This is a genomic window from Pseudomonas sp. GYB4201 (assembly GCF_056312595.1).
In genome coordinates this window covers 98,745-117,761 of sequence record NZ_JBWGIG010000012.1, presented here as the reverse complement: position 1 = coordinate 117,761, position 19,017 = coordinate 98,745, and the positions used below count along the sequence as shown (strand labels likewise).

The window sequence follows — 19,017 nt, the reverse complement described above, 5'->3', positions numbered from 1 at the left end:
CTTCAGGGGCCGTGGCCGTCAATGAGTCGGTGCATACTGCATCTCGCCCTGGCCGAACGACCAGTCTTCGCGGTTGACCTCCACCAGGCTGATCCACACGTCGTCCTTGCGAATGCCGGTGCGCTCGTGGATACCGCTGGCCACCGCCTGGTAGAAGGCTTTTTTAACTTCGGTGCTGCGCCCGGTGTTCCAGGTCACCTGGATGAACACGATGCCGGGTGTGTAGCTGACGCTTAGGTAGCCTTCGGCCGGGTAAACCAGCTCGTCGCCGGCGTGGCGGCTGATGATCTGGAACTTGTCATGGGCTGGCACGTTGGCGGTGCGGGTCATGGCCTCGTAGACCACGTCGCTGATGGCCTTTACGGTGTCGGTGGAGGTGTCCTTGGCTACATCGATGCGCACGAGCGGCATGGCGGCGTTCCTTTTGTCATTGTTAAATAGATGATGAACAACCTTTATACGAACAATGTTTTACAACATGTTGCCATAACCTGCAAGCACGCTCAGCCGTCGTTCACGCACACCTGTTCATGCCACACCTTGAAGCTCGACCAGCGCGGTTGCGGCGGCCCCTGGCGCGACCAGTACAGCACCTGGCCGCGGGCATTGACGCAGAAATAGTCGCCATCGGCTTCGATGAAGGGCAGCAGGTCGCGGGGCACGCCCTGGTGCTTCCAGGCCGTGTGGGCGATATCGATCAGGTCCAGCTCAGCCGAACCCGGCAACACCACGGCAGGCTCGAAGGCGGCGTTGGCGACATCACTGCCGCCCTTGAGGAAGGCCCGGTAGGCCTCGGGGAAGTCCATGCCCAGGCGCTGTTCGGCAGCGTCTATCTCGGCATCGGTGGGAATACGGAACGGGTCGTGACGCATAGGCAAGTGTCCTCATGGCGCATGAGGACACTAAAGCACGGATCCACGCCCGTGGGAAACCGCAGCGGCTCAGGCCTCGCGGGGCTGCCCCACCGGCACCGGGGCCTTGGGCAGGCCATAGCGGTGGGTGATGATGCCGCACCACACCAGCCCGGCCAACGCCAGCACGCCGCCCACCACGCCGACGTTGGCCACGCCCATGTGGCTGCTGACCACGCTGCCCAGCAGCGCGCCGCCGCCGATGCCGACGTTGTAGATGCCCGAATGCAGGGCCATGGCCACGTCGGTGGCGTCCGGCGCCAGGGACAGCACCTTGGCCTGCAGGATCAGGCCGAAGCACATGATCGACATGCCCCACACCACGCTCATGCTGCCCAACCCGGCAGGGTGCCCGGCCAGCGGCAACAGCAGCGCCAGGCACAGGGCCAGGGCGGCGATGGCGAAGACCAGCAGGCCACGGGGGAAGCGGTTGTTGAACAGGCTGAAGACGATTGAACCAATCACCCCGGCGCCGCCGAACAGCAGCAACAGCACGGTGGTCATCTCGCCGCTCAGGTGTGCCACCAGCTGGGCGAACGGCTCGATGTAGCTGTAGGCGGTGAACTGCGCGGTCACCACCACGGCGGTCAGCAGGTACAGCGACATCAGCGCCGGGCGCTTGAAGATGATCGGCAGGCTCTGCAGCGAGCCGGAATTCTGGCTGGGCAACAAAGGCAGCGACCGCGCCAGGATCAACACGGTCACCGCCGACACGCCGGCAATGGCCATGAAGGTCATGCGCCAGCCCAGCCACTCGCCCACCACCCGGCCCAGGGGAATGCCCAGCACCATGGCCAGCGAGGTGCCGGTGGCCAATAGGCCCAGCGCCTGCACCTGCTTGCCCGCCGGCGCCACGCGCACCGCCAGGGACGCGGTGATCGACCAGAACACCGCGTGCGCCACGGCAATGCCGATGCGGCTCACCAGCAGCACTGCAAAGCTGGGCGCCAGGCCCGACAGCACGTGGCTGGCGATGAACATCGCGAACACGAACATCAGCAGCTTGCGGCGCTCGATGTTGCGCGTCAGCAGCATCATCGGCAGCGACATCAGCGACACCACCCAGGCATACACCGTCAACATCAGGCCGACCTGGGCCGTGGTCATCTGGAAACTGCCGCCGATGGCGCTCAACAGCCCCACCGGGACGAACTCCGTGGTGTTGAAGATAAAGGCGGCCAGCGCCAAGGCGATCACGCTCAGCCAGCTGCCGTTGCGGGTATCGGTGATGTTCATGGGTGCCGTCATTGCCTCCGCTGGATAAAGGCCTGCCCCCCGAAAAATCCACGCACGAACGCCCTGCCCGGGTGATGAATGCCCGGGCAGAGCGCTAGGTCAGATTCTTATGGGTATTGGGGGGTGAAGCCTGATGGGCGTGATTCTACGCTTCGGGCGGTAGGCTCACAACGGGGGGAGGCTTGATGTTGAGCGGTTGGCGACGACTGGGAGGGGGAAACCGTACAGCGCAGCACCGCCCCGCTCCTGCTCCTGCTCTTGCTCTTGCTCTTGCTCTTGCTCTTGCTCTTGCTCTTGCTCTTGCTCTTGCTCTTGCTCTTGCTCTTGCTCTTGCTCTTGCTCTTGCTTTGGCTTTGGCTTTGGCTTTGGCTTTTGATCTTGCTTTTGATCTTGGCCCCGTAAAGCGCCAGGGCCGACTGGAGGCGTCGATCAAGCGGTCCACGGCGTAGCCGGGGAAGACGGAACCGGAGGCGCTTCTATTCCGGGCCGTCGTCCGCTTGAGCGACGCCGGAGGGAGGGGACCCGTAGCGCAGCGGAGGGCCCAAGCAGGGGCGAGAATTTTTGGTTACTTTTTTTTCGACTGAAAAAAGTGACCCGGCGTAAGGCCGGAACGGTCGGTGGTCGCACCACGAAAATGGATATGTCCGAAACCCTAAAAAGCGGGATCCACATGTCGTGAACATATCCATTACCTAGGGTGATGCACAATCACCTTTCCGCCCTTACGGCGGGTCACTTTTTGACAAACGCCTCAAAAAGTAACCAAAAAACGCTTGCCCCTGCTTGGGCCCTCCGCTGCGCTACGGGTCCCCTCCTTCCGGCGCCGCTCAACGGGCAGACGGCACCCGCTATAGAAGCCTGCGGGTTACCGTCTCTTCGGCCTGCGGCCTCGGCCCTTCGGGCAGCCCGTTGATCGACGCCTCCAGTCGGCCCGGGCGCTTTACGGGGCATACAATCAAGATCAAAAGCCAGATCAAAAGCCAGATCACAAGCCAGATCACAAACCAAAGCAAAAGCGCTGCATTCCATTATCCTGAACACCCATGACGATTCCAGGCATGCAAATTTTAAAACACAGGGCGCCAAAACCGATAAAAACCCGAAAAACAAGGGCTTTCACGGCAAGAAACGAAAAATATTTTGGACGCAAATCACCGGGAAGTGTTTGACATAATAAACGGCTGTGGCAGGCTATCACTCAGGCTACCGACCGGCGTGGACATTTTGTCGCACAGCCGGCAGTGCTCGGAGCCTCAGGTAGCGCCTGTTTCATCCGCGGCGCGCCTGCACAAAAACGATAGGCCGTGCCTGTCCCAAGGTGATATATGTCCAACAGCAACATTGGCAATAACAAACAAAAATTCCGCAAACCCGTCGTCCTCATGTCCATGGGTGCCCAGGAACGCAAAGGGCACGACTACCAGGTCATGACCCACAAATACATCGTCCCCATCGTCGACCACGCCGGCTGCGTGCCCGTGCTGGTGCCCACCTGCTGCGGCACCGACGACCTGGAGCAGTACCTGGACATGGCCGACGGCGTGTACCTGACCGGCGCCGGCAGCAACATCGACCCGTCGCTGTACGGCCAGGACAACCAGACCCCCGGCAAGGCCCAGGACCGCGACCGCGACCTGTTCGACCTGCCGCTGGTGCGTGCCGCCCTGGCCCGTGGCCTGCCGATCTTCGGCATCTGCCGCGGCATGCAGGAGATCAACGTGGCGCTGGGCGGCGACATGTACCAGAAGGTCTACGCCGAGCCCGGCTTCAACGACCACCGCGAAAACAGCGAAGACCCGGTCGAGGTGCAGTACGCCCCGGCGCACAGCGTGCAAATTACCGCCAACAGCTGGCTGCACTCGCTGCTGGGCACTGACTCGATCCGCGTCAACTCGCTGCACGGCCAGGGCCTGAAAACCCTGGGCAAGGGCCTGGAAGCCATCGCCCGCGCCGAAGACGGCCTGGTGGAAGCCATTCACGGCCCGAGCCTGTCGTCGTTCCTGTTCGCAGTGCAATGGCACCCCGAGTGGCAAGCCGCGAAGAACCCCGATTCGGTGAAAATCTTCGAAGCCTTCGGCCAGGCCTGCCGCCGCCAGGTGCAGAAGAAGGCCGGCGCCTACGGCAGCGCCGCCTGATCAAGGGCAACACCACCCCGCAGGAGCCGGCCTTGGCCGCGATGCAAGCGCCGCGGCGTACCAGACGCGGCGCCATCGCGCCCAGGGCCGCTGCTGCGGGGCCTCACGCAATACCGTTTTCCTCCTCGCCCGGCCTCTGCGTCGGGCTTTTTTCATCTGCGGCGCTTTGACGCACCCCCTCCCCGCCCGGTACATTTGCCTGCATTCGCGACGTGGAGCTCGACATGCCTGGTTCAGCAAGAAACACCGCGCTACTGTGGATCGTGGCCTCGGGTTTCTTCATGCAGACCCTCGACACCACCATCGTCAACACCGCCCTGCCCTCCATGGCCAACGCCCTGGGTGAACAGCCGCTGGACATGCTGCCGGTGGTGGTGGCGTATTCGCTGACCATGGCCATGCTCACCCCCGCTTCCGGCTGGCTGGCCGACCGTTTCGGCACCCGGCGCATCTACTTCCTGGCCATCCTGCTGTTCGTCATCGGCTCGGTGCTGTGCGCCGCCTCGCAAAGCCTTCCCGAGCTGGTCACCGCCCGCGTGGTGCAAGGCATCGGCGGCTCCATGCTGCTGCCCATCGGCCGCCTGGCGGTGCTGCGCAGCGTCACCGGCGAGCAATACATCGCCGCCCTGGCCATGGTCTCGGTGGCCGGCCAGGTGGGGCCGCTGATCGGCCCGGTGCTGGGCGGCTGGATCTCCCAGAGCCTGGCCTGGAACTGGATTTTCCTGATCAACATTCCCATCGGCGTGCTGGGCATGGTGGCGGTGCGGCGCTTCCTCACCGACGACGCCCTGACCCAGCCGCCGCCCTTCGACTTCGTCGGCTGCGGCCTGCTGTCGTTATGCATGGCAGCGTTCTCGCTGGCCCTGGACGTGCCCGGCGACCGTCACCAGGGCTTGCTCAGCGCCGTGCTGTTTGGCGTCGCCCTGGCCGCGGCGCTGTGCTACATCCCCCACGCCCGCAGGCGGCAGAACCCGCTGTTCTCCCTGGCGCTGTTCGGCCAGCGCAATTTCAGCGTCGGCCTGGTCGGCAACCTGCTGTGCCGCATCGGCTCCGGCGCCGTGCCCTTCCTGCTGCCGCTGCTGATGCAACTGCAACTGGGCTATTCGCCGGTGCACTCGGGCCTGATGCTGCTGCCGGCAGCGGTGGGCGGCATTCTTTCCAAGCGCTACGTGGTGCCGCTGGTGCAGCATTTCGGCTACAACCGCTTCTTGCTGGTAAACACCGTGCTGGTGGGCGGCAGCATCGCCTCGTTCGGGCTGATCTCCCCCGGCTGGCCGCTGGCGCTGGAAATTCTGCAGATCGGCATATTCGGCGCCAGCAACTCCATGCAGTTCGCCGCCATGAACAGCGTCACCCTCAAGGGCCTGGGCGCCCGCGACGCTGGCAGCGGCAACAGCCTGTTCTCCATGGTGCAGATTTTGGCCATCGGCCTGGGGGTGATCATCGGCGGTGGCGTGGTCAACCTGCTGTCGGCCAGCGCCGGCGAGGCAGCCATGGCCTACCGCTGGGCGTTCATCGTCACCGGGCTGTTCACCCTGGCCTCCGGGCTGATTTTCCGCGCACTGGAAACCGAGCGACAGCTGGCACCCTCGCAGTAACCGCCCCGTCGTGTTTATTGCATAGACTCAGGAGACCCGCCCACGCCCCCGAGGGTCGCCGCCCATGCCCAAGACCCGCGTCCCTGCCCTGTTGCTGCGCATCGAACTGGCCGACATAGAACCGGTGATCTGGCGCCACCTGCTGGTGCCCCCCGGCATTACCCTGCCGCACCTGCACCAGGCGCTGCAGGCCGCCTTGGGCTGGCACGACATGCACCTGCACGAATTCCACATCCAGGGCGCCACCTACGGCGTGCCGGACACCGACGGCCCGCCGCTGAACGACGAAGCCGGCGTAACGCTGGCCCATGCCCTGGGCACCGCCAGCAGCTTCAGCTACGTGTATGACATGGGCGACGAATGGGAACACCAGATCAGCGTCATGCCGTACCTGCCCAGCAACCCACCGCCCGAGCTGCCGCGCTGCCTGGACGGCGCCAACGCCGGCCCTCCCGAGGACGCCGGCGGCCCGGGCGGCTACAGCCAGTTCGTCGAGGCCATGGCCGACCCATTGCACCCCGAGCACGAAGCCATGCTGGACTGGCACGGCCAGCCGTTCGATGCCAGCACCTGGGACATCGACCGGGTCAACAGACGCCTCAAGCGCCTGCGCCACACCTGGGACCGCGATGACTTGAACGAACGCTGAACGGCGCACCACTTTCATGCTACGACCACCCCGCCACGACACTCCTTTCACAACTACGTAAAAGGAAATGGCTAGCATCGCCGGGACTTGATCGAGCGTATGGATTAAAGATGGATCACGCCCACCGCATTCGGCTGCACGCACTACTGATTTTCTTCATTGCCCTGGCGCTGTTCAGCCTGGGCATCTGGAACGAACAACCCCAGGGCTTCGATGGCCGCTGGGCGCTGTTCCTGCAGGAGATGTTCCGCCACGGGCCCAGCCTGTTCCCCACCACCTACGGCCAGCCCTACGCCGACTACCCCGGCACGGCCACCTTCATGAGCTACCTGTGCGCGCGGCTGTTCGGGGCGCCCAACCACCTGGCCAACGTGCTGCCCACCGCCATCGCCTCGGCCGGCGTGCTGGCCCTGCTGTACCGGTTGCTGGCGCCGTCCAGCCGCGCCTGGGGCCTGCTGGCGGTGCTGCTGACTGCGCTCACCACCCAGTGGCTGGAGAAGTCGCGCTCGGTGTGCCTGGACCAGATGAGCGCACTGCTGTGCCTGGCCTGCTTCTACCTGCTGCACCGCAGCGAGCAACTCGGCTCACGAGTGCTGCGCGGCTCGGTGTTCCCGTTGTTCGCGCTGGGTTTCGCCATTCGTGGCCCCCTGGGGCTGGTGGAAGTGTGCGGTGTGGCCTGCACCTATTGGGCCCTGGGCGTGGCCCCCGACCGTGCTGCGGCCGTGCTGCGCATCAAGCGCGTGCTGGGCTACGGCGTGGTTGGCCTGTTGCTGATGGGCGGCGGCTGGTGGCTGCTGATGGAACTGGCGCGCATCGCCGGCGGCGACAGCTTCGCCCAGGACGTGCGCACCATGCAGGTGGGCGGCCGCCTGGATGAAAGCGGCAAGCCGTTCTTCTTCTACTTCCAACTGAGCCTGTACCGCTACTTCCCGGTGGTGCCCCTGGCCCTGGCCACGCTGATTGCCCTGCGCCACCGCTGGAGCACCCGCGGCCAGGACGCCGACGTGCAACTGGCCATCCGCCTGGGCGCCTGCGGCCTGATGATTCTGCTGGGGCTGTCGGTGCCGCACTTCAAGCGCGCCTACTACGTGCTGCCGATGGTGCCGCTGTTCGCCGCCGTCGCCGCCTACGGCCTGCTCAACGCCCAGGGCTGGCTGGCGCGGGTGGGCCGTGCCTACCAGTGGCTGGTGGCGGTGCTGCCGGGGCTGGGCATTATCATCGTGTTCACCTGCCACCACCTGTGGCGCAAGCATGACTACTGGCCGGACGTGTCGCTGTTCCTGCTGGTCGGCGGCCTGGTGCTGCTGCAGTTCGCCGCCCTGTGGGCCTGGTGCAGCAGCGCCGAACGCGCGCGGCGCCTGGTGCTGCTGAGCCTGGTGGCGCTGGCTGCGCAATGGTGGCTGCTGGTGAAGATGGTGGAGCCCGAGCAGGACCGCCAGTTCGACACGCAAACCTTCGTGCAGCACGTGGAAGGCCTGCGCGCGGCCAACCCCGGCACCCTGGTGTTCGTCAACCTGGGCCGCGACACCTGGGCGGTGCGCTATATGATGAACCTGGACCACGACGAGGTGCCGACGCCGCTGTTCGTCGACGCCGTGGACCCGGCCAAACTGCCACACCCGGCCTGGGTGATAGTGGCGCGCAGTGAGCGCAACCTGGTGCCGGGCCTCGAGCCTGTCTACAGCGGCCGGCTCAACGACAATCCGTTGCTGGTGTTCCAGGTGCCATAGACACCAAATCCCGCCATAAAAAAACGGGGCGCTTCAAGCGCCCCGTTTTTTCATTCCATCAACCCTGGATCAGGTTGGGAATATCGACCTTCGGGTTCACGTCGGCGTCGTAGTCGACACCGGCGATCTCGAAGCCGAACAAGCGCAGGAACTCATGCTTGTAACCGGCGAAGTCGGTCAGGTCGCTGAGGTTCTCGGTGGTCACTTCGTTCCACAGCGCCTCAACCTTGGCCTGTACTTCCGGGGCCAGTTCCTTGTAGTCGGCGCGCAGGCGGCCGTCGGCGTCGAGGATCGGCTGGGCGTTGTACAGGCTGTCCTTGAACAGGCCGTAGACCTGCTCGATGCAGCCTTCGTGGGTGCCCTGCTCTTTCATTACCTTGAACAGCAGCGACAGGTACAGCGGCATGATCGGGATGGCCGAGCTGGCCTGGGTGACCACGGCCTTGAGCACCGACACGCGCGCGTCGCCGCCCAGCGGGGCGAGGTTCTCGCGGATGTTCAGGACTTTCTTGTCCAGGTCCTTCTTGGCTTCGCCAATCGAACCGTTCCAGTAGATGTCGTGGGTCAGCTTCTCGCCCAGGTAGGTGAACGCGGTGGTCTTGGCGCCTTCGGCCAGTACACCGGCTTCCTGCAGCGCGTCCATCCACATCTGCCAGTCTTCACCGCCCATGACGGCCACGGTACCGTCGATCTCGGCCTGGGAAGCGGGTTCCAGGGTGGTCTCTTCGACGGTGCCCTTGTCAGTGTTGACGCCGCGCTGGGTCACCGATTTGCCCAGTGGCTTGAGGGTCGAGCTCAGCAGTTCGCCGGTCTTGGGGTGCAGGCGGCGCGGGGCAGCCAGGCTGTAGACAACGAGGTCAATCTTGCCCAGGTCCTGCTTGATGGCTTCGATGGTCTGGCGCTTGATCTCGTCGGAGAACGCGTCGCCGTTGATGCTCTTGGCGTACAGGCCTTCGGCCTCGGCAAACTTGTGGAAGGCCGCGGTGTTGTACCAGCCGGCGGTGCCAGCCTTCTTCTCGTCACCTTCGCGCTCGAAGAACACGCCCAGGGTCTTGGCACCGCAACCGAAGGCGGCGCTGATGCGCGCGGCCAGGCCGTAGCCGGTGGAAGCACCCAGCACCAGCACATTCTTCGGGCCATCGGTGATGGCGCCGTGCTGCTTCACGTAGTCGATCTGTTCCTTGACGTTCGCTTCGCAGCCAGTGGGATGTGTGGTCACGCAGACGAAGCCGCGAACGCGTGGTTTGATGATCATGTATAGAGCTCCCTATGCGGTGTGCTGTGGGCCAGTGTCGCGCCCATGTCTGTTTCATAGACGCCCGTAACGGCTGCGCGTCACGGGCAATGACGACAAATATGAAGTGGGCGCATTGTAAACGGATTTTCCTGCCGTGCGCGCCACCCTCCACAACCGCCACGACGATCGCCGTAGCCGCTGCCGCGAGGCTGCGCTGGCCAGCCACATCTTCAGCGTGGTTCAGGGCCAGCGCAGCCTTCGGCAGCGGCTACGGTCCGTGTCGCCACGGGGGAATACAGCAGCGCCGGAAGGAAGGCGAACGTCGACACCAGCACCGCCGCCAGGCTCAGCAACAGCAGCAGGCCCATGCTGGCCGTGCCCGGGTGCCGGGCGATGGCCAGGCTGCCGAAGGCGGTGCCGGTGGTCAGCGCCGAGAACAGCACCGCCCGCGCCGTGGGCGAGCCCAGGCACTGGCGCTGGCCGGCACGGGCGTTCATCACGAAGTAGATGTTGAACGACACGCCCACCCCCAGCAGCAACGGCAGGGCAATGATGTTGGCGAAGTTCAGCGACATGCCCAGCAACCGCGCGAACAGCGCCGTAAGCAGAGCCGACATCAGCAGCGTGGCCAGCACCAGGGCCATGTCGCGCAGCCGCCGCAACACCAGCACCAGCACCACGGCGATGGCCAGGGTGGCGTACAGCGCCGCCTGTTCGAACGCCTGCAGAATGGTGTCGGCGGCCTGCACCGTGTCCAGCGCGGCCCCCACCGCCTGTGGCGCGACCTTCTGCACGCTGGCCACAAAGCGCCGCAAGCCCTCGGTGCTCTGGGCCTGGGCGCCGGGGGTGACCTGCACGCGCACCTGGCCATCGGCGGTGAACCAGTCGCGCCGCAACCCTTCGGGCAGGCCCTCGGCGCTGATGGGCTGCGCCGCCAGCGAATCGGCCAGGCGCTTGAAGGTCACCGGCAGGAACTGCGCCAGCGCCTGGTTGGCCAGCAGCAAGGCGCTGTCCGGGCCCCGGGCCAGGCCGTCGAGCGCCGCGCTGATGCGCGCCAGCGGCGTGCCGGGCGGCACCTGGGCGCCAAGGCCGGCAATGGCCCCATGGGTGTGCGCCGCCGCCTCGCGCAGTTGCGCCGCAGTGGGCGCAGGCAGCGCCTGGCGCGGTTCGAGCACGCCGTACATCAGGTCCAGCGCCTGGCGAATCTGGTCCAGTTGCTGGGTCTGGTTCAAGGGCACGAAATCGGCCCCCGAGACCACCTGGGCCACGTCGGGCAAGGCGCTCAGGCGGGCACTGAGGATGCGCGCGCTGTCCAGGTCCGGGGCCAGCACGTTGAGGGTGAAGGGGTTGGTGTTGGGGTCGTCCATCAGCCCGGTGAGCGTCAGCATGGCCTCGGTGTCGGCGCGCTTGGTGTGCAGCGGGTTGGCGTCGAAGGGCATGCTGAGGGCGCTGTACAGCCCGGCCACGGCCAGCAGCCCGAATACCCCCAGCACCGGCCAGCGCCGCCGCGCCAGCCAGGCATCACCGCGGTGGCCGCCGGGCAGGCCGGTTTCGCCAGCGCTGGCACGGCGGCTGCGCGGCAGCAGGCCGAGCAACGCCGGCAGCACGGTCAGGGTACAGGCCAGGGCCAGCAGCATGCCGACCCCGGCGATGCTGCCCAGCTCGGCCATGCCACTGAACGAAGTGGGGGCGAACGCCAGGAAGCCGCAGGCGGTGGCCAGGGCCGCCAGGCCGATCTGCCCACCCACCTCCAGCCCGGTCAGCCGCAGGCTGGCGGCAAGGCTTTGCCCGGGCTGCTCCAGGGCCCGCAGGCGCACGCCGAACTGAATGCCGAAATCCACCGCCAGGCCAATGAACAGCACCGCGAAGGCTACCGACACCAGATTCAAACGCCCCACCGCCAACGCCGCGTAGCCCAGGGTGTAGACGAGCCCCAGCACCAGGGTCAACAGCACCGCCAGCACGGTCTGCCAGGTGCGCAGCGCCAGCACCAGCAACACGATCACCAGCAGGCCGCCGCCCAGGGCGATGGGCACCGCACGGTCGCTCAGCGACTCGAACTCCTCGTCCGCCAGCGGCACCGAGCCGGTGTAGTTGACCTGCACCCGCCCAGCCTTGACCTCGGGCAGCGCGGCGGCCAGTTGCAGCAACGCAGCCGTGGCCGCCTGCCCGGGCTCCAGCGCCTCGTGGTCAAGCACCGGTTGCAGCAGAATCAGTTGCAGCCCACCGCTGCGCCCGGCCAGTTGCGGGGTGAGCAGCGCCTGCCAGGACAACGGCGCCGGGCGCCCGGCCTGGGCCTGCTCGAAGGTGTCGGCGACCCGGCCCAGGGCAACGTTGTAGGGCACCAGGTCCATGCCCATGCTCACGCCTTCCACCAGCCGGTCCAGGGCCTTGAACAGCCCGCGGGCGCTGGGGTCGGCGGCCAGCGGGTCGAGCAGTTGGCCGCCCTGGGTCATGCTGTCGATGACGCTGTAGAGCTCGTCGGGGGGCAGCAGCATCAGCCCCTCGCGGTCGAAGAAGGTGCTGATGCCCGGCGTCGACACCTCGCGGAAATGCGCGTTGTCTGCCGCCAGTTGCCCCGCCAGGGTGACCGCTGCGTCGTGGGCTTCCTCGTCGCTGGGCGCGCGGATGACCACCACCAGGGTGTCGCTGAACTGTGGGAACTGCCGGGCGAACGCCTGGCTCTGCTGGCGCCAGGGCAGGTCGTCGGCAAACAGGTGGTCGGCGTCGGTGTCCATGCTCAGGCGGTGGCTGGCGGCCTGCAGGCTCAGCAGCGCCAGCAGCACGGCGAGCGCCAGCACCGTCCAGGGCCGGCGGGCACTGTGGTGGACCAGGGTGGCGATGAGCTGGTGCACGCCCCTCATGAGACCCGCGGCCGCTGGCCCTGGCCCACCACCGCCCCCAGGCAGGGGGCGGCGCGGGCGGCAGTGCGCAGCGCCTTCAAGGCCTTGCCCATGCGCCGCGCCAGGCCCGGCAGGCGCAGCAGCAACCAGGGCCGGCGCAGCAACGCACGCACCAACGCCAGCGGCCGCGTCTGGCCCCAGGGGTCGATGGCCCCTTGCAGCGCCGGCGGCAGGCGGTCGTCGACTTCATCGACAATGGCCCGCAGCGCCAGGAACGGCAGGCCACGCTCGCGGGCCACGGCGGCCACGGCGGCGCTCTCAAGATCAACCGCGGCGCACAGGTACAGCTGCCCGGCGGCGCGCTTGGCGGCGCCGTCGCTCAAGGTCTGGCCGAGGCTGGCCAGGGCCTGGTCGTAGCGCACCGGCACCCCGGCCATAGTCAGGCGCTGGCACAGGCGCTCGCTCCACGAGGGGTCGCAGGCAAACAGGTAGCCCTGTTCGTCCACCACGTGCGAGGGGCACAGCAACACGCCGCTGCGCAACGAGTCGTCCAGCGCCCCGGCCACGCCGAAACTGGCCAGGGCCTGCACGCCGCTGTCGGCCAGGGCACGGGCGCCCTGCCCGGCCGCTGCCTGGCCCATGCCGGCCAGCCACAGGCGGCCGCCATCGGGCAGTTCCAGCACGCGCCCCGGCAGCGCCGCGGCGTTGGCCAGGGCCTGGGCCTCGGCCTGCAAGGCCACCACTATGCCAACGGCGCTGGGCCTCACACCACCACCCTCGGGCGCGCGCGCAGTTCACGGTAGCGGGCCAGGGCATACAGCGGGAAGTACGCCGCGTAGCCGTGGTATTTCAGGTAATACACCCGTGGGAAGCCGGGCGCGTTGTGCGCCGGGTCCGACCACAGGCCGTCGGCCTGCTGGTGCGCCTGCAGCCAGGCGACGCCCCGCTGCACCGCGGCCCCGTCCACCTCGCCCAGGGCCAGCAGCGCCAGCACCGCCCAGGCGGTGGAATGCGGCGTGCTGAGGCCGCCGTTGGTGCCGGCCAGCATCGGGTCGATGTAGCTGTCATTGGTTTCGCCCCAGCCACCGTCGCGGTGCTGGCGGCTGCGCAGCCATTCCACCGCCCGGCGCAGGTACGGCTGCTGCGGGTCTTCGCCGGCCAGCACCAGCCCCGACACGGTGCTCCAGGTGCCGTAGATGTAGTTGCTGCCCCAGCGCCCCCACCAGCTGCCGTCCGCGCGCTGGGCGTCGCGCAGGTAGGCCACGCAGCGGCGCGTGGCGGCGCCGTGGTCGCCCAGCACGCCCAGGCAGGCGGCCACGCGGCCACTGACGTCCTCGGTGGGCGGGTCGAGCAAGGCGCCGTGGTCGGCGAAGGGAATGGCGTTGAGGTAGTAGCAGGTGTTGTCGGCGTCGAAGGCGCCAAAGCCGCCGTTGCGCGACTGCAGCGCCAGCATCCACTCACGGGCGCGCTGCACGCTGGGGCCATGGGCGCCGGGGCTGTCGAAGCGCCGGTCGAGCAGCTGCAACAGCGCTGCCACCAGCGCAGTGTCATCGATGTCCGGGTAATAGGCATTGAGGTACTGGAACGCCCAGCCACCGGGCCGGACGTGGGCGGCGTTCACCGCCCAGTCGCCCTTGAACTCAAGCTCCTGGCGCGCCACCAGCCAGTCGCGGGCCTGCTGCAACGCCGGGTCGACCTTGCCCGGGTCGCCGCTGTGCAGCAAGGCCATCATGCTCCAGCCGGTGTCCCACACCGGCGACATGCACGGCTGGCAGTAGGTGCTGCCGTCTTCGCGCTCCACCAGCAGGCGGTCCAGCGCGCGCTTGCAGGTCAGCCGCAGCGGGTGGTCCTTGGCGTAGCCCAGCAGGCCCAGGGCCTCGTAGGCATTGACCATGGGCGGGAAAATCGCGCCCATGCCGTCCTCACCGTTCAAGCGCGCCACGAACCAATCCCTGGCGCGGTCCAGCGCGCGTTGGCGCAGCCCCCGCGGAATCAGCCGTTCAAGGCCACGGCCGACCTTGTCCAGGCCAAGGAACAGCACCTTGAGCAGGCTGTCGCGCAGGAAGTAATCGCGCTCCTGTTCGGGCGGCGTGACGAACAGCTCGCGAATATCCACCTGGTGCGGGTTGGCCGCCCTGGCCTTCAACGAGCACAGCACGGTCAGCGGCACCAGGGTGGTGCGCGCCCAGTAGGCGATCTTGTCGATATGGATCGGCGCCCAGCGCGGCAGCAGGATCAGCTCCACCGGCACCCAGGGCACGGCGCGCCACGGCACCTGCTCGAACATCGCCAGCAGGATGCGCGTGAACACATTGCTCTTCGCCGCGCCCCCCAGCGCCAGCAGCGCCTCGCGGGCCTGGCGCATGTGCGGTGCCTGGGGCGAATCGCCGGCGGCCTTCAGGGCGTAATAGGCTTTCACCGTGCAGGAAATGTCCAGCGCCCCGCCGGTGTACTGGGCCCAGCCACCGTGGCCGTCGCGCACCTGGATCTGCCGCAGGTACACCGCCATGCGCGCCTGCAGGGCGGTGTCGATGTCGTCGGTGAAGTGCATCATCAGGATGTATTCGGCGGTGATGGTGCAGTCCGATTCCAGCTCGAAGCACCAGTGGCCGTCGGCCCGCTGGCGCTTGAGCAGGGCCTCGCGGGCGCGCTCGATGGCCGGGTCCAGCGCCAGGGTCGGCTCGGGGGCCAGGCTGGCGCCCAGCAGCATGCTGTCATCCATCATGGGCGCAGGTCCACCTGTTCGGCCACCAGCACCGGTTCCATGGAATAGGCGATGGCGCTCTTGGGCCACAGCGGTGCGCTCCATTCACTGGCCAGCGGCGTCAACGGCAGGCCGCGCGCCGCCGTGGCGAACAGCCAGCCAAGGCCTGTGTTGGAGTTGCCGCTCAGGCGGGTCAGGGTCAGGGTGCAGGCTACCGCGCGACGGGAAATCTTCACCTGGGCGCCGTGGCAGAAGTCCAGGTTCTGCTGCAGCTTGCGCAAGGTCAGCACCGCCAGGCCAATGCTCCACAGGCAGAAGCGCCGGAAGCCGCCATGGCGCACCGGGATCATCAGCGTGTACTCCAGCGCCCGCCGCAGGTGCGCATGGGCGACGCCGATCAACTCGGCCATGGCCCCGGCGTAGTTGCCCTCGTGGGCGCCGGCGTGCAGGGACTGCAATTGCACCTGGTAGCGGCTGAACACGTCCTGGGGCAACCAGCACACGCCGTGCTCGTGGTCTTCCCATTGGTCCTTGAGGATGTTGGTCATCTGCAGCCCCTGGCCGAACGACACCGCCAGGCGCATCAGGTTGTCGCGCTGGTCGCGCAGCTGCGGGTCGTGGTCCAGCAGCAGCTCGGTGAGCATCTCGCCCACCACGCCGGCCACGCAGTAGCAGTAGCAATCCAGGTCACGCAGGGTATCCAGGCCATGGCGGCCCACCGTGCGCTGAAAGTCGTGCATGCCGTGGGACATGATGGTCAGGCACTTGAGGATGGCCTCGCGTTGCGGCGGCGTGAGGCTGTGGGTCACCTGCAGCACCAGCGGCAACTGCCCCACCAGTTCGCGCTCGGCCGCCGAGGTCTCCTGGGAGAACAACGGCGCCACTTCGGCGGCGAAGGCCTTGGGGTCGATGCGGCCGGTCACCGCATCGATGAAGCCGTCCTCGAAGCGGCGCTTCTGCTGGGCGTCGAACACCGGCTCGTCTTCGATGGTGTCGGCCACCCGGCACAGCAGGTAGGCATTGGTGACAGCCCGGCGCAAGCTGGGCGGCAATTGCGGAATGGTCAACGCAAAGGTGCGCGACACCTTGGGCAGTATCGCGTCCTGATATTCATCGGCGGTGGGGGTCACGGAACCCTCAACCTCACGCGGCTCGAACATGGGCATGCCGGGGCCTTCCTTTTTTGGGGACGGTCAGAAATGGCTCAGTGTTCGGGGTGGCACGGCAGGGCTGCGTCTGTCGCGCGGCACCTGGGCTCAACCCTCGGGGAAAATCATAGTAGAAAAAATGCGGGTATCCATGGAACTTCAGGATTGCATGGAAGAGTTCATCAAGGGCTGGGAATGGTTTGCAGATAGGCACCGATGACGCGGCCTGGCGGCCGCTGCTACGAAAAGCGAGGCGGAAGAAACGACGAAGCCGCTGCCCAGGGGCAGCGGCTTCGGTTTTACCAGTGCATCAGGGGATCAGGCTGGCTGATCCCACGGGCGGTCGCCCTTGGCGTCCTTGATGCGGGTCGGCAGGCCCATCACGTCCAGCGCCTTGAGGAACGGCTCGGCTGGCAGCTCCTCGACGTTGACCATGCGTTGCGCGTCCCACTCGCCACGGGCAACCAGCAAGGCAGCGGCCACCGGTGGCACGCCAGCGGTGTAGGAAATGCCCTGGCTGTCGGTCTCGGCGTAGGCTTCCTCGTGGTCGGCCACGTTGTAGATGAACAGCTCGTGCGGCTGGCCATCTTTAGTGCCCTTGACCAAGTCGCCGATGCAGGTCTTGCCGGTGTAGCCCGGTGCCAGGGACGAGGGGTCAGGCAGCACGGCCTTGACCACTTTCAACGGCACCACTTCCAGGCCTTCGGCAGTCTTGACCGGCTGTTCGGACAGCAGGCCCAGGTTTTTCAGCACGGTGAAGACGTTGATGTAGTGCTCGCCGAAGCTCATCCAGAAGCGCACGTTCGGCACGTCGAGGTTCTTCGAGATCGAGTGCACTTCGTCGTGACCGGTGAGGTACAGGTTCTGCGAACCCACTACCGGCAGGTCGTCGGTGCGCTTGACTTCGAACATGGTGTTGCTGGTCCACTGGCTGTTCTGCCAGCTCCAGACTTGCCCGGTAAATTCGCGGAAGTTGATTTCCGGGTCGAAATTGGTGGCAAAGTATTTGCCATGGGAGCCAGCATTGACGTCGAGGATGTCGATGGAGTCAATGCGGTCGAAATGCTGTTGTTTCGCCAGTGCGGCATAGGCGTTCACGACGCCCGGGTCGAAGCCCACGCCCAGGATGGCGGTAATGTTCTTCTGCTGGCATTCCTCGAGGTGTTTCCACTCGTAGTTGCCGTACCAGGGTGGCGTCTCGCAGATTTTGCCCGGTTCTTCGTGAATCGCGGTGTCCAGGTACGCCACACCGGTATCGATGCAGGCACGCAGCACCGACATGTTCAGGAACGCGGAGCCGACGTTGATGACGATCTGCGATTCGGTCTCGCGGATCAACGCCTTGGTTGCTTCGACATCCAGTGCATTCAACGCGAACGCCTTGATGTCAGCGGGCTGTTTGAGGCTGCCCTTGGCCTTGACGCTGTCGATGATGGCCTGGCATTTGGAGATGTTACGCGACGCGATGGCAATACGACCGAGTTCGTCGTTGTGCTGCGCGCACTTGTGGGCCACCACCTTGGCGACACCTCCTGCACCAATGATAAGAACGTTCTTCTTCAATTTCTTTACTTCTCCTTGAGCCGCCAGCTTACGAAAGGCTGGACAGGTAATCGTCAAAACCAAATTCACGAACCACCTCGACGGTACCGTCGAGTTGTTTCACTACGATGGACGGCATTTTCAGGCCGTTGAACCAGTTTTTCTTGACCATGGTGTAGCCGGCCGCGTCGACGAACGACAGGCGGTCGCCAATGGCCAGGGGACGGTCGAATTGGTACTCGCCGAAGATGTCGCCGGCCAGGCACGATTTGCCGCAGACCATGTAGGTGTGCTCGCCTTCGCTTGGCGCCAGCTTGGCGTTGAGGCGGTAGATCAGCAGGTCGAGCATGTGCGCTTCGATGGAGCTGTCGACCACGGCCAGGTGCTTGCCGTTGTACAGGGTGTCGAGCACGGTCACTTCCAGCGAGGCGCTCTGGGTGATGGCGGCTTCGCCAGGCTCCAGGTACACCTGCACGCCGTACTTCTGCGAGAACGCCTTCAGGCGCGCGCAGAACTCATCCAAAGCATAGCCTTCGCCGGTGAAATGGATACCGCCGCCCAGGCTCACCCACTCGACCTTGTGCAGCAGGTGGCCGAAGCGTTCCTCAATGGTGCCCAGCATCTGGTCGAACAGGCCGAAGTCGCCGTTCTCGCAGTTGTTGTGGAACATGAAGCCACTGATCTGCTCGATCACGCCTTCGACCTTCACCGGGTCCCACTCGCCCAGGCGGCTGAACGGGCGCGCCGGGTCGGCCAGCAGGTAGTCGGAGCTGCTCACCTGCGGGTTTACGCGCAGGCCGCGGACCTTGCCTTCGCTCGCCTGCGCGAAGCGTTGCAGCTGGCCGATGGAGTTGAAGATGATCTTGTCGCAGTTCTCCAGCATCTCGCCGATTTCGTCATCGGCCCAGGCGACGCTGTAGGCGTGGGTCTCGCCGGCGAATTTCTGGCGGCCCAGCTTCAGCTCGTAGAGCGAAGACGAGGTGGTGCCGTCCATGTACTGCTGCATCAGGTCGAACACCGACCAGGTGGCGAAGCACTTGAGTGCCAGCAGGGCCTTGGCGCCAGAGTGTTCGCGCACGTAGGCGATCTTCTGCATGTTGGCCAAGAGCTTGGTTTTGTCGATGAGGTAATACGGGGTCTGGATCATGTCGAAGCCTCCGGCAAGGCCAGCCAAAAAAATGGACGCGAATTGTGCCTTCTCTCAGGGCGGGGGGAAAGGGCAGATTGCGCATTTTGCTGCGTCAATGTTTCACATTGGCAGGCTGGCGGTGATTTGCGGGAGGA

General features: G+C 66.0%; 14 protein-coding genes. 4 read left to right on the top strand and 10 right to left on the bottom strand.

The genetic code is table 11. From position 1 onward, the window contains the following. Window positions 1-18 precede the first annotated feature (18 nt). The 3 genes from AC0Z2B_RS13895 to AC0Z2B_RS13885 all read right to left on the bottom strand — a co-directional run bounded on the left by AC0Z2B_RS13895 (window position 19) and on the right by AC0Z2B_RS13885 (window position 2,159). On the bottom strand, window positions 19-411 hold the full coding sequence (locus AC0Z2B_RS13895; protein WP_476297332.1) for a tautomerase family protein: 393 nt from the start codon (window positions 409-411) through the stop codon (window positions 19-21). 92 nt (window positions 412-503) lie between these two features. After that, window positions 504-872 (bottom strand): SMI1/KNR4 family protein, encoded by a 369-nt coding sequence (locus tag AC0Z2B_RS13890; RefSeq protein WP_416424815.1) that lies wholly within the window; start codon window positions 870-872, stop codon window positions 504-506. A gap of 69 nt (window positions 873-941) precedes the next feature. After that, the gene (locus tag AC0Z2B_RS13885; protein ID WP_473002669.1) at window positions 942-2,159 is read right to left on the bottom strand and encodes a sugar transporter; all 1,218 of its coding nucleotides are present in this window, start codon (window positions 2,157-2,159) and stop codon (window positions 942-944) included. A gap of 1,313 nt (window positions 2,160-3,472) precedes the next feature. On the opposite strand from AC0Z2B_RS13885, the gene AC0Z2B_RS13880 reads away from it, so the two are divergent. From AC0Z2B_RS13880 to AC0Z2B_RS13865, 4 genes are all read left to right on the top strand, one after another. After that, on the top strand, window positions 3,473-4,282 hold the full coding sequence (locus AC0Z2B_RS13880) for a gamma-glutamyl-gamma-aminobutyrate hydrolase family protein (RefSeq protein WP_476297330.1): 810 nt from the start codon (window positions 3,473-3,475) through the stop codon (window positions 4,280-4,282). 224 nt (window positions 4,283-4,506) lie between these two features. Continuing rightward, window positions 4,507-5,880: a DHA2 family efflux MFS transporter permease subunit gene (locus tag AC0Z2B_RS13875; protein WP_476297328.1), complete on the top strand. Its 1,374-nt coding sequence runs from the start codon at window positions 4,507-4,509 to the stop codon at window positions 5,878-5,880. Between the two features lie 64 nt (window positions 5,881-5,944). Beyond that, window positions 5,945-6,529, top strand: coding sequence for a plasmid pRiA4b ORF-3 family protein (locus AC0Z2B_RS13870; protein WP_476297326.1), 585 nt, complete (start codon window positions 5,945-5,947; stop codon window positions 6,527-6,529). Window positions 6,530-6,639: 110 nt separating this feature from the next. Continuing rightward, on the top strand, window positions 6,640-8,259 hold the full coding sequence (locus tag AC0Z2B_RS13865) for an ArnT family glycosyltransferase (RefSeq protein ID WP_476297324.1): 1,620 nt from the start codon (window positions 6,640-6,642) through the stop codon (window positions 8,257-8,259). Window positions 8,260-8,317: 58 nt separating this feature from the next. Here AC0Z2B_RS13865 and fabV read toward each other — a convergent pair whose 3' ends face one another. The 7 genes from fabV to AC0Z2B_RS13830 form a co-directional block, all read right to left on the bottom strand. Then, entirely contained in the window at window positions 8,318-9,514 is a 1,197-nt protein-coding gene (fabV, locus tag AC0Z2B_RS13860) for an enoyl-ACP reductase FabV (RefSeq protein ID WP_476297323.1), read from the bottom strand. A gap of 212 nt (window positions 9,515-9,726) precedes the next feature. Next, window positions 9,727-12,351, bottom strand: coding sequence for an MMPL family transporter (locus AC0Z2B_RS13855; protein ID WP_476297321.1), 2,625 nt, complete (start codon window positions 12,349-12,351; stop codon window positions 9,727-9,729). 5 nt (window positions 12,352-12,356) lie between these two features. After that, window positions 12,357-13,106 (bottom strand): phosphorylase family protein, encoded by a 750-nt coding sequence (locus AC0Z2B_RS13850; protein WP_476297320.1) that lies wholly within the window; start codon window positions 13,104-13,106, stop codon window positions 12,357-12,359. Next, window positions 13,103-15,064, bottom strand: a complete 1,962-nt coding sequence (gene shc, locus AC0Z2B_RS13845) for a squalene--hopene cyclase (RefSeq protein ID WP_476297318.1) — start codon at window positions 15,062-15,064, stop codon at window positions 13,103-13,105. The genes AC0Z2B_RS13850 and shc overlap by 4 nt, the downstream gene beginning before the upstream one ends. Further along, window positions 15,061-16,209: a phytoene/squalene synthase family protein gene (locus AC0Z2B_RS13840; RefSeq protein WP_476297316.1), complete on the bottom strand. Its 1,149-nt coding sequence runs from the start codon at window positions 16,207-16,209 to the stop codon at window positions 15,061-15,063. The genes shc and AC0Z2B_RS13840 overlap by 4 nt, the downstream gene beginning before the upstream one ends. Window positions 16,210-16,509: 300 nt before the next feature. Next, window positions 16,510-17,754: a saccharopine dehydrogenase family protein gene (locus AC0Z2B_RS13835; protein WP_416424827.1), complete on the bottom strand. Its 1,245-nt coding sequence runs from the start codon at window positions 17,752-17,754 to the stop codon at window positions 16,510-16,512. A 28-nt stretch (window positions 17,755-17,782) separates the two neighbouring features. Continuing rightward, window positions 17,783-18,880: a carboxynorspermidine decarboxylase gene (locus AC0Z2B_RS13830; RefSeq protein ID WP_416424828.1), complete on the bottom strand. Its 1,098-nt coding sequence runs from the start codon at window positions 18,878-18,880 to the stop codon at window positions 17,783-17,785. Between the last annotated feature and the right edge of the window lie 137 nt (window positions 18,881-19,017).

What these genes read in the sequence shown, in the direction of transcription:
- shc (WP_476297318.1), bottom strand. Translation starts at nt 15,064, where the DNA reads ATGATGGATGACAGCATGCTGCTGGGCGCCAGCCTGGCCCCCGAGCCG.
- AC0Z2B_RS13830 (WP_416424828.1), bottom strand. Translation starts at nt 18,880, where the DNA reads ATGATCCAGACCCCGTATTACCTCATCGACAAAACCAAGCTCTTGGCC.
- AC0Z2B_RS13885 (WP_473002669.1), bottom strand. Translation starts at nt 2,159, where the DNA reads ATGACGGCACCCATGAACATCACCGATACCCGCAACGGCAGCTGGCTG.
- AC0Z2B_RS13895 (WP_476297332.1), bottom strand. Translation starts at nt 411, where the DNA reads ATGCCGCTCGTGCGCATCGATGTAGCCAAGGACACCTCCACCGACACC.
- AC0Z2B_RS13890 (WP_416424815.1), bottom strand. Translation starts at nt 872, where the DNA reads ATGCGTCACGACCCGTTCCGTATTCCCACCGATGCCGAGATAGACGCT.
- AC0Z2B_RS13880 (WP_476297330.1), top strand. Translation starts at nt 3,473, where the DNA reads ATGTCCAACAGCAACATTGGCAATAACAAACAAAAATTCCGCAAACCC.
- AC0Z2B_RS13875 (WP_476297328.1), top strand. Translation starts at nt 4,507, where the DNA reads ATGCCTGGTTCAGCAAGAAACACCGCGCTACTGTGGATCGTGGCCTCG.
- fabV (WP_476297323.1), bottom strand. Translation starts at nt 9,514, where the DNA reads ATGATCATCAAACCACGCGTTCGCGGCTTCGTCTGCGTGACCACACAT.
- AC0Z2B_RS13840 (WP_476297316.1), bottom strand. Translation starts at nt 16,209, where the DNA reads ATGCCCATGTTCGAGCCGCGTGAGGTTGAGGGTTCCGTGACCCCCACC.
- AC0Z2B_RS13865 (WP_476297324.1), top strand. Translation starts at nt 6,640, where the DNA reads ATGGATCACGCCCACCGCATTCGGCTGCACGCACTACTGATTTTCTTC.
- AC0Z2B_RS13870 (WP_476297326.1), top strand. Translation starts at nt 5,945, where the DNA reads ATGCCCAAGACCCGCGTCCCTGCCCTGTTGCTGCGCATCGAACTGGCC.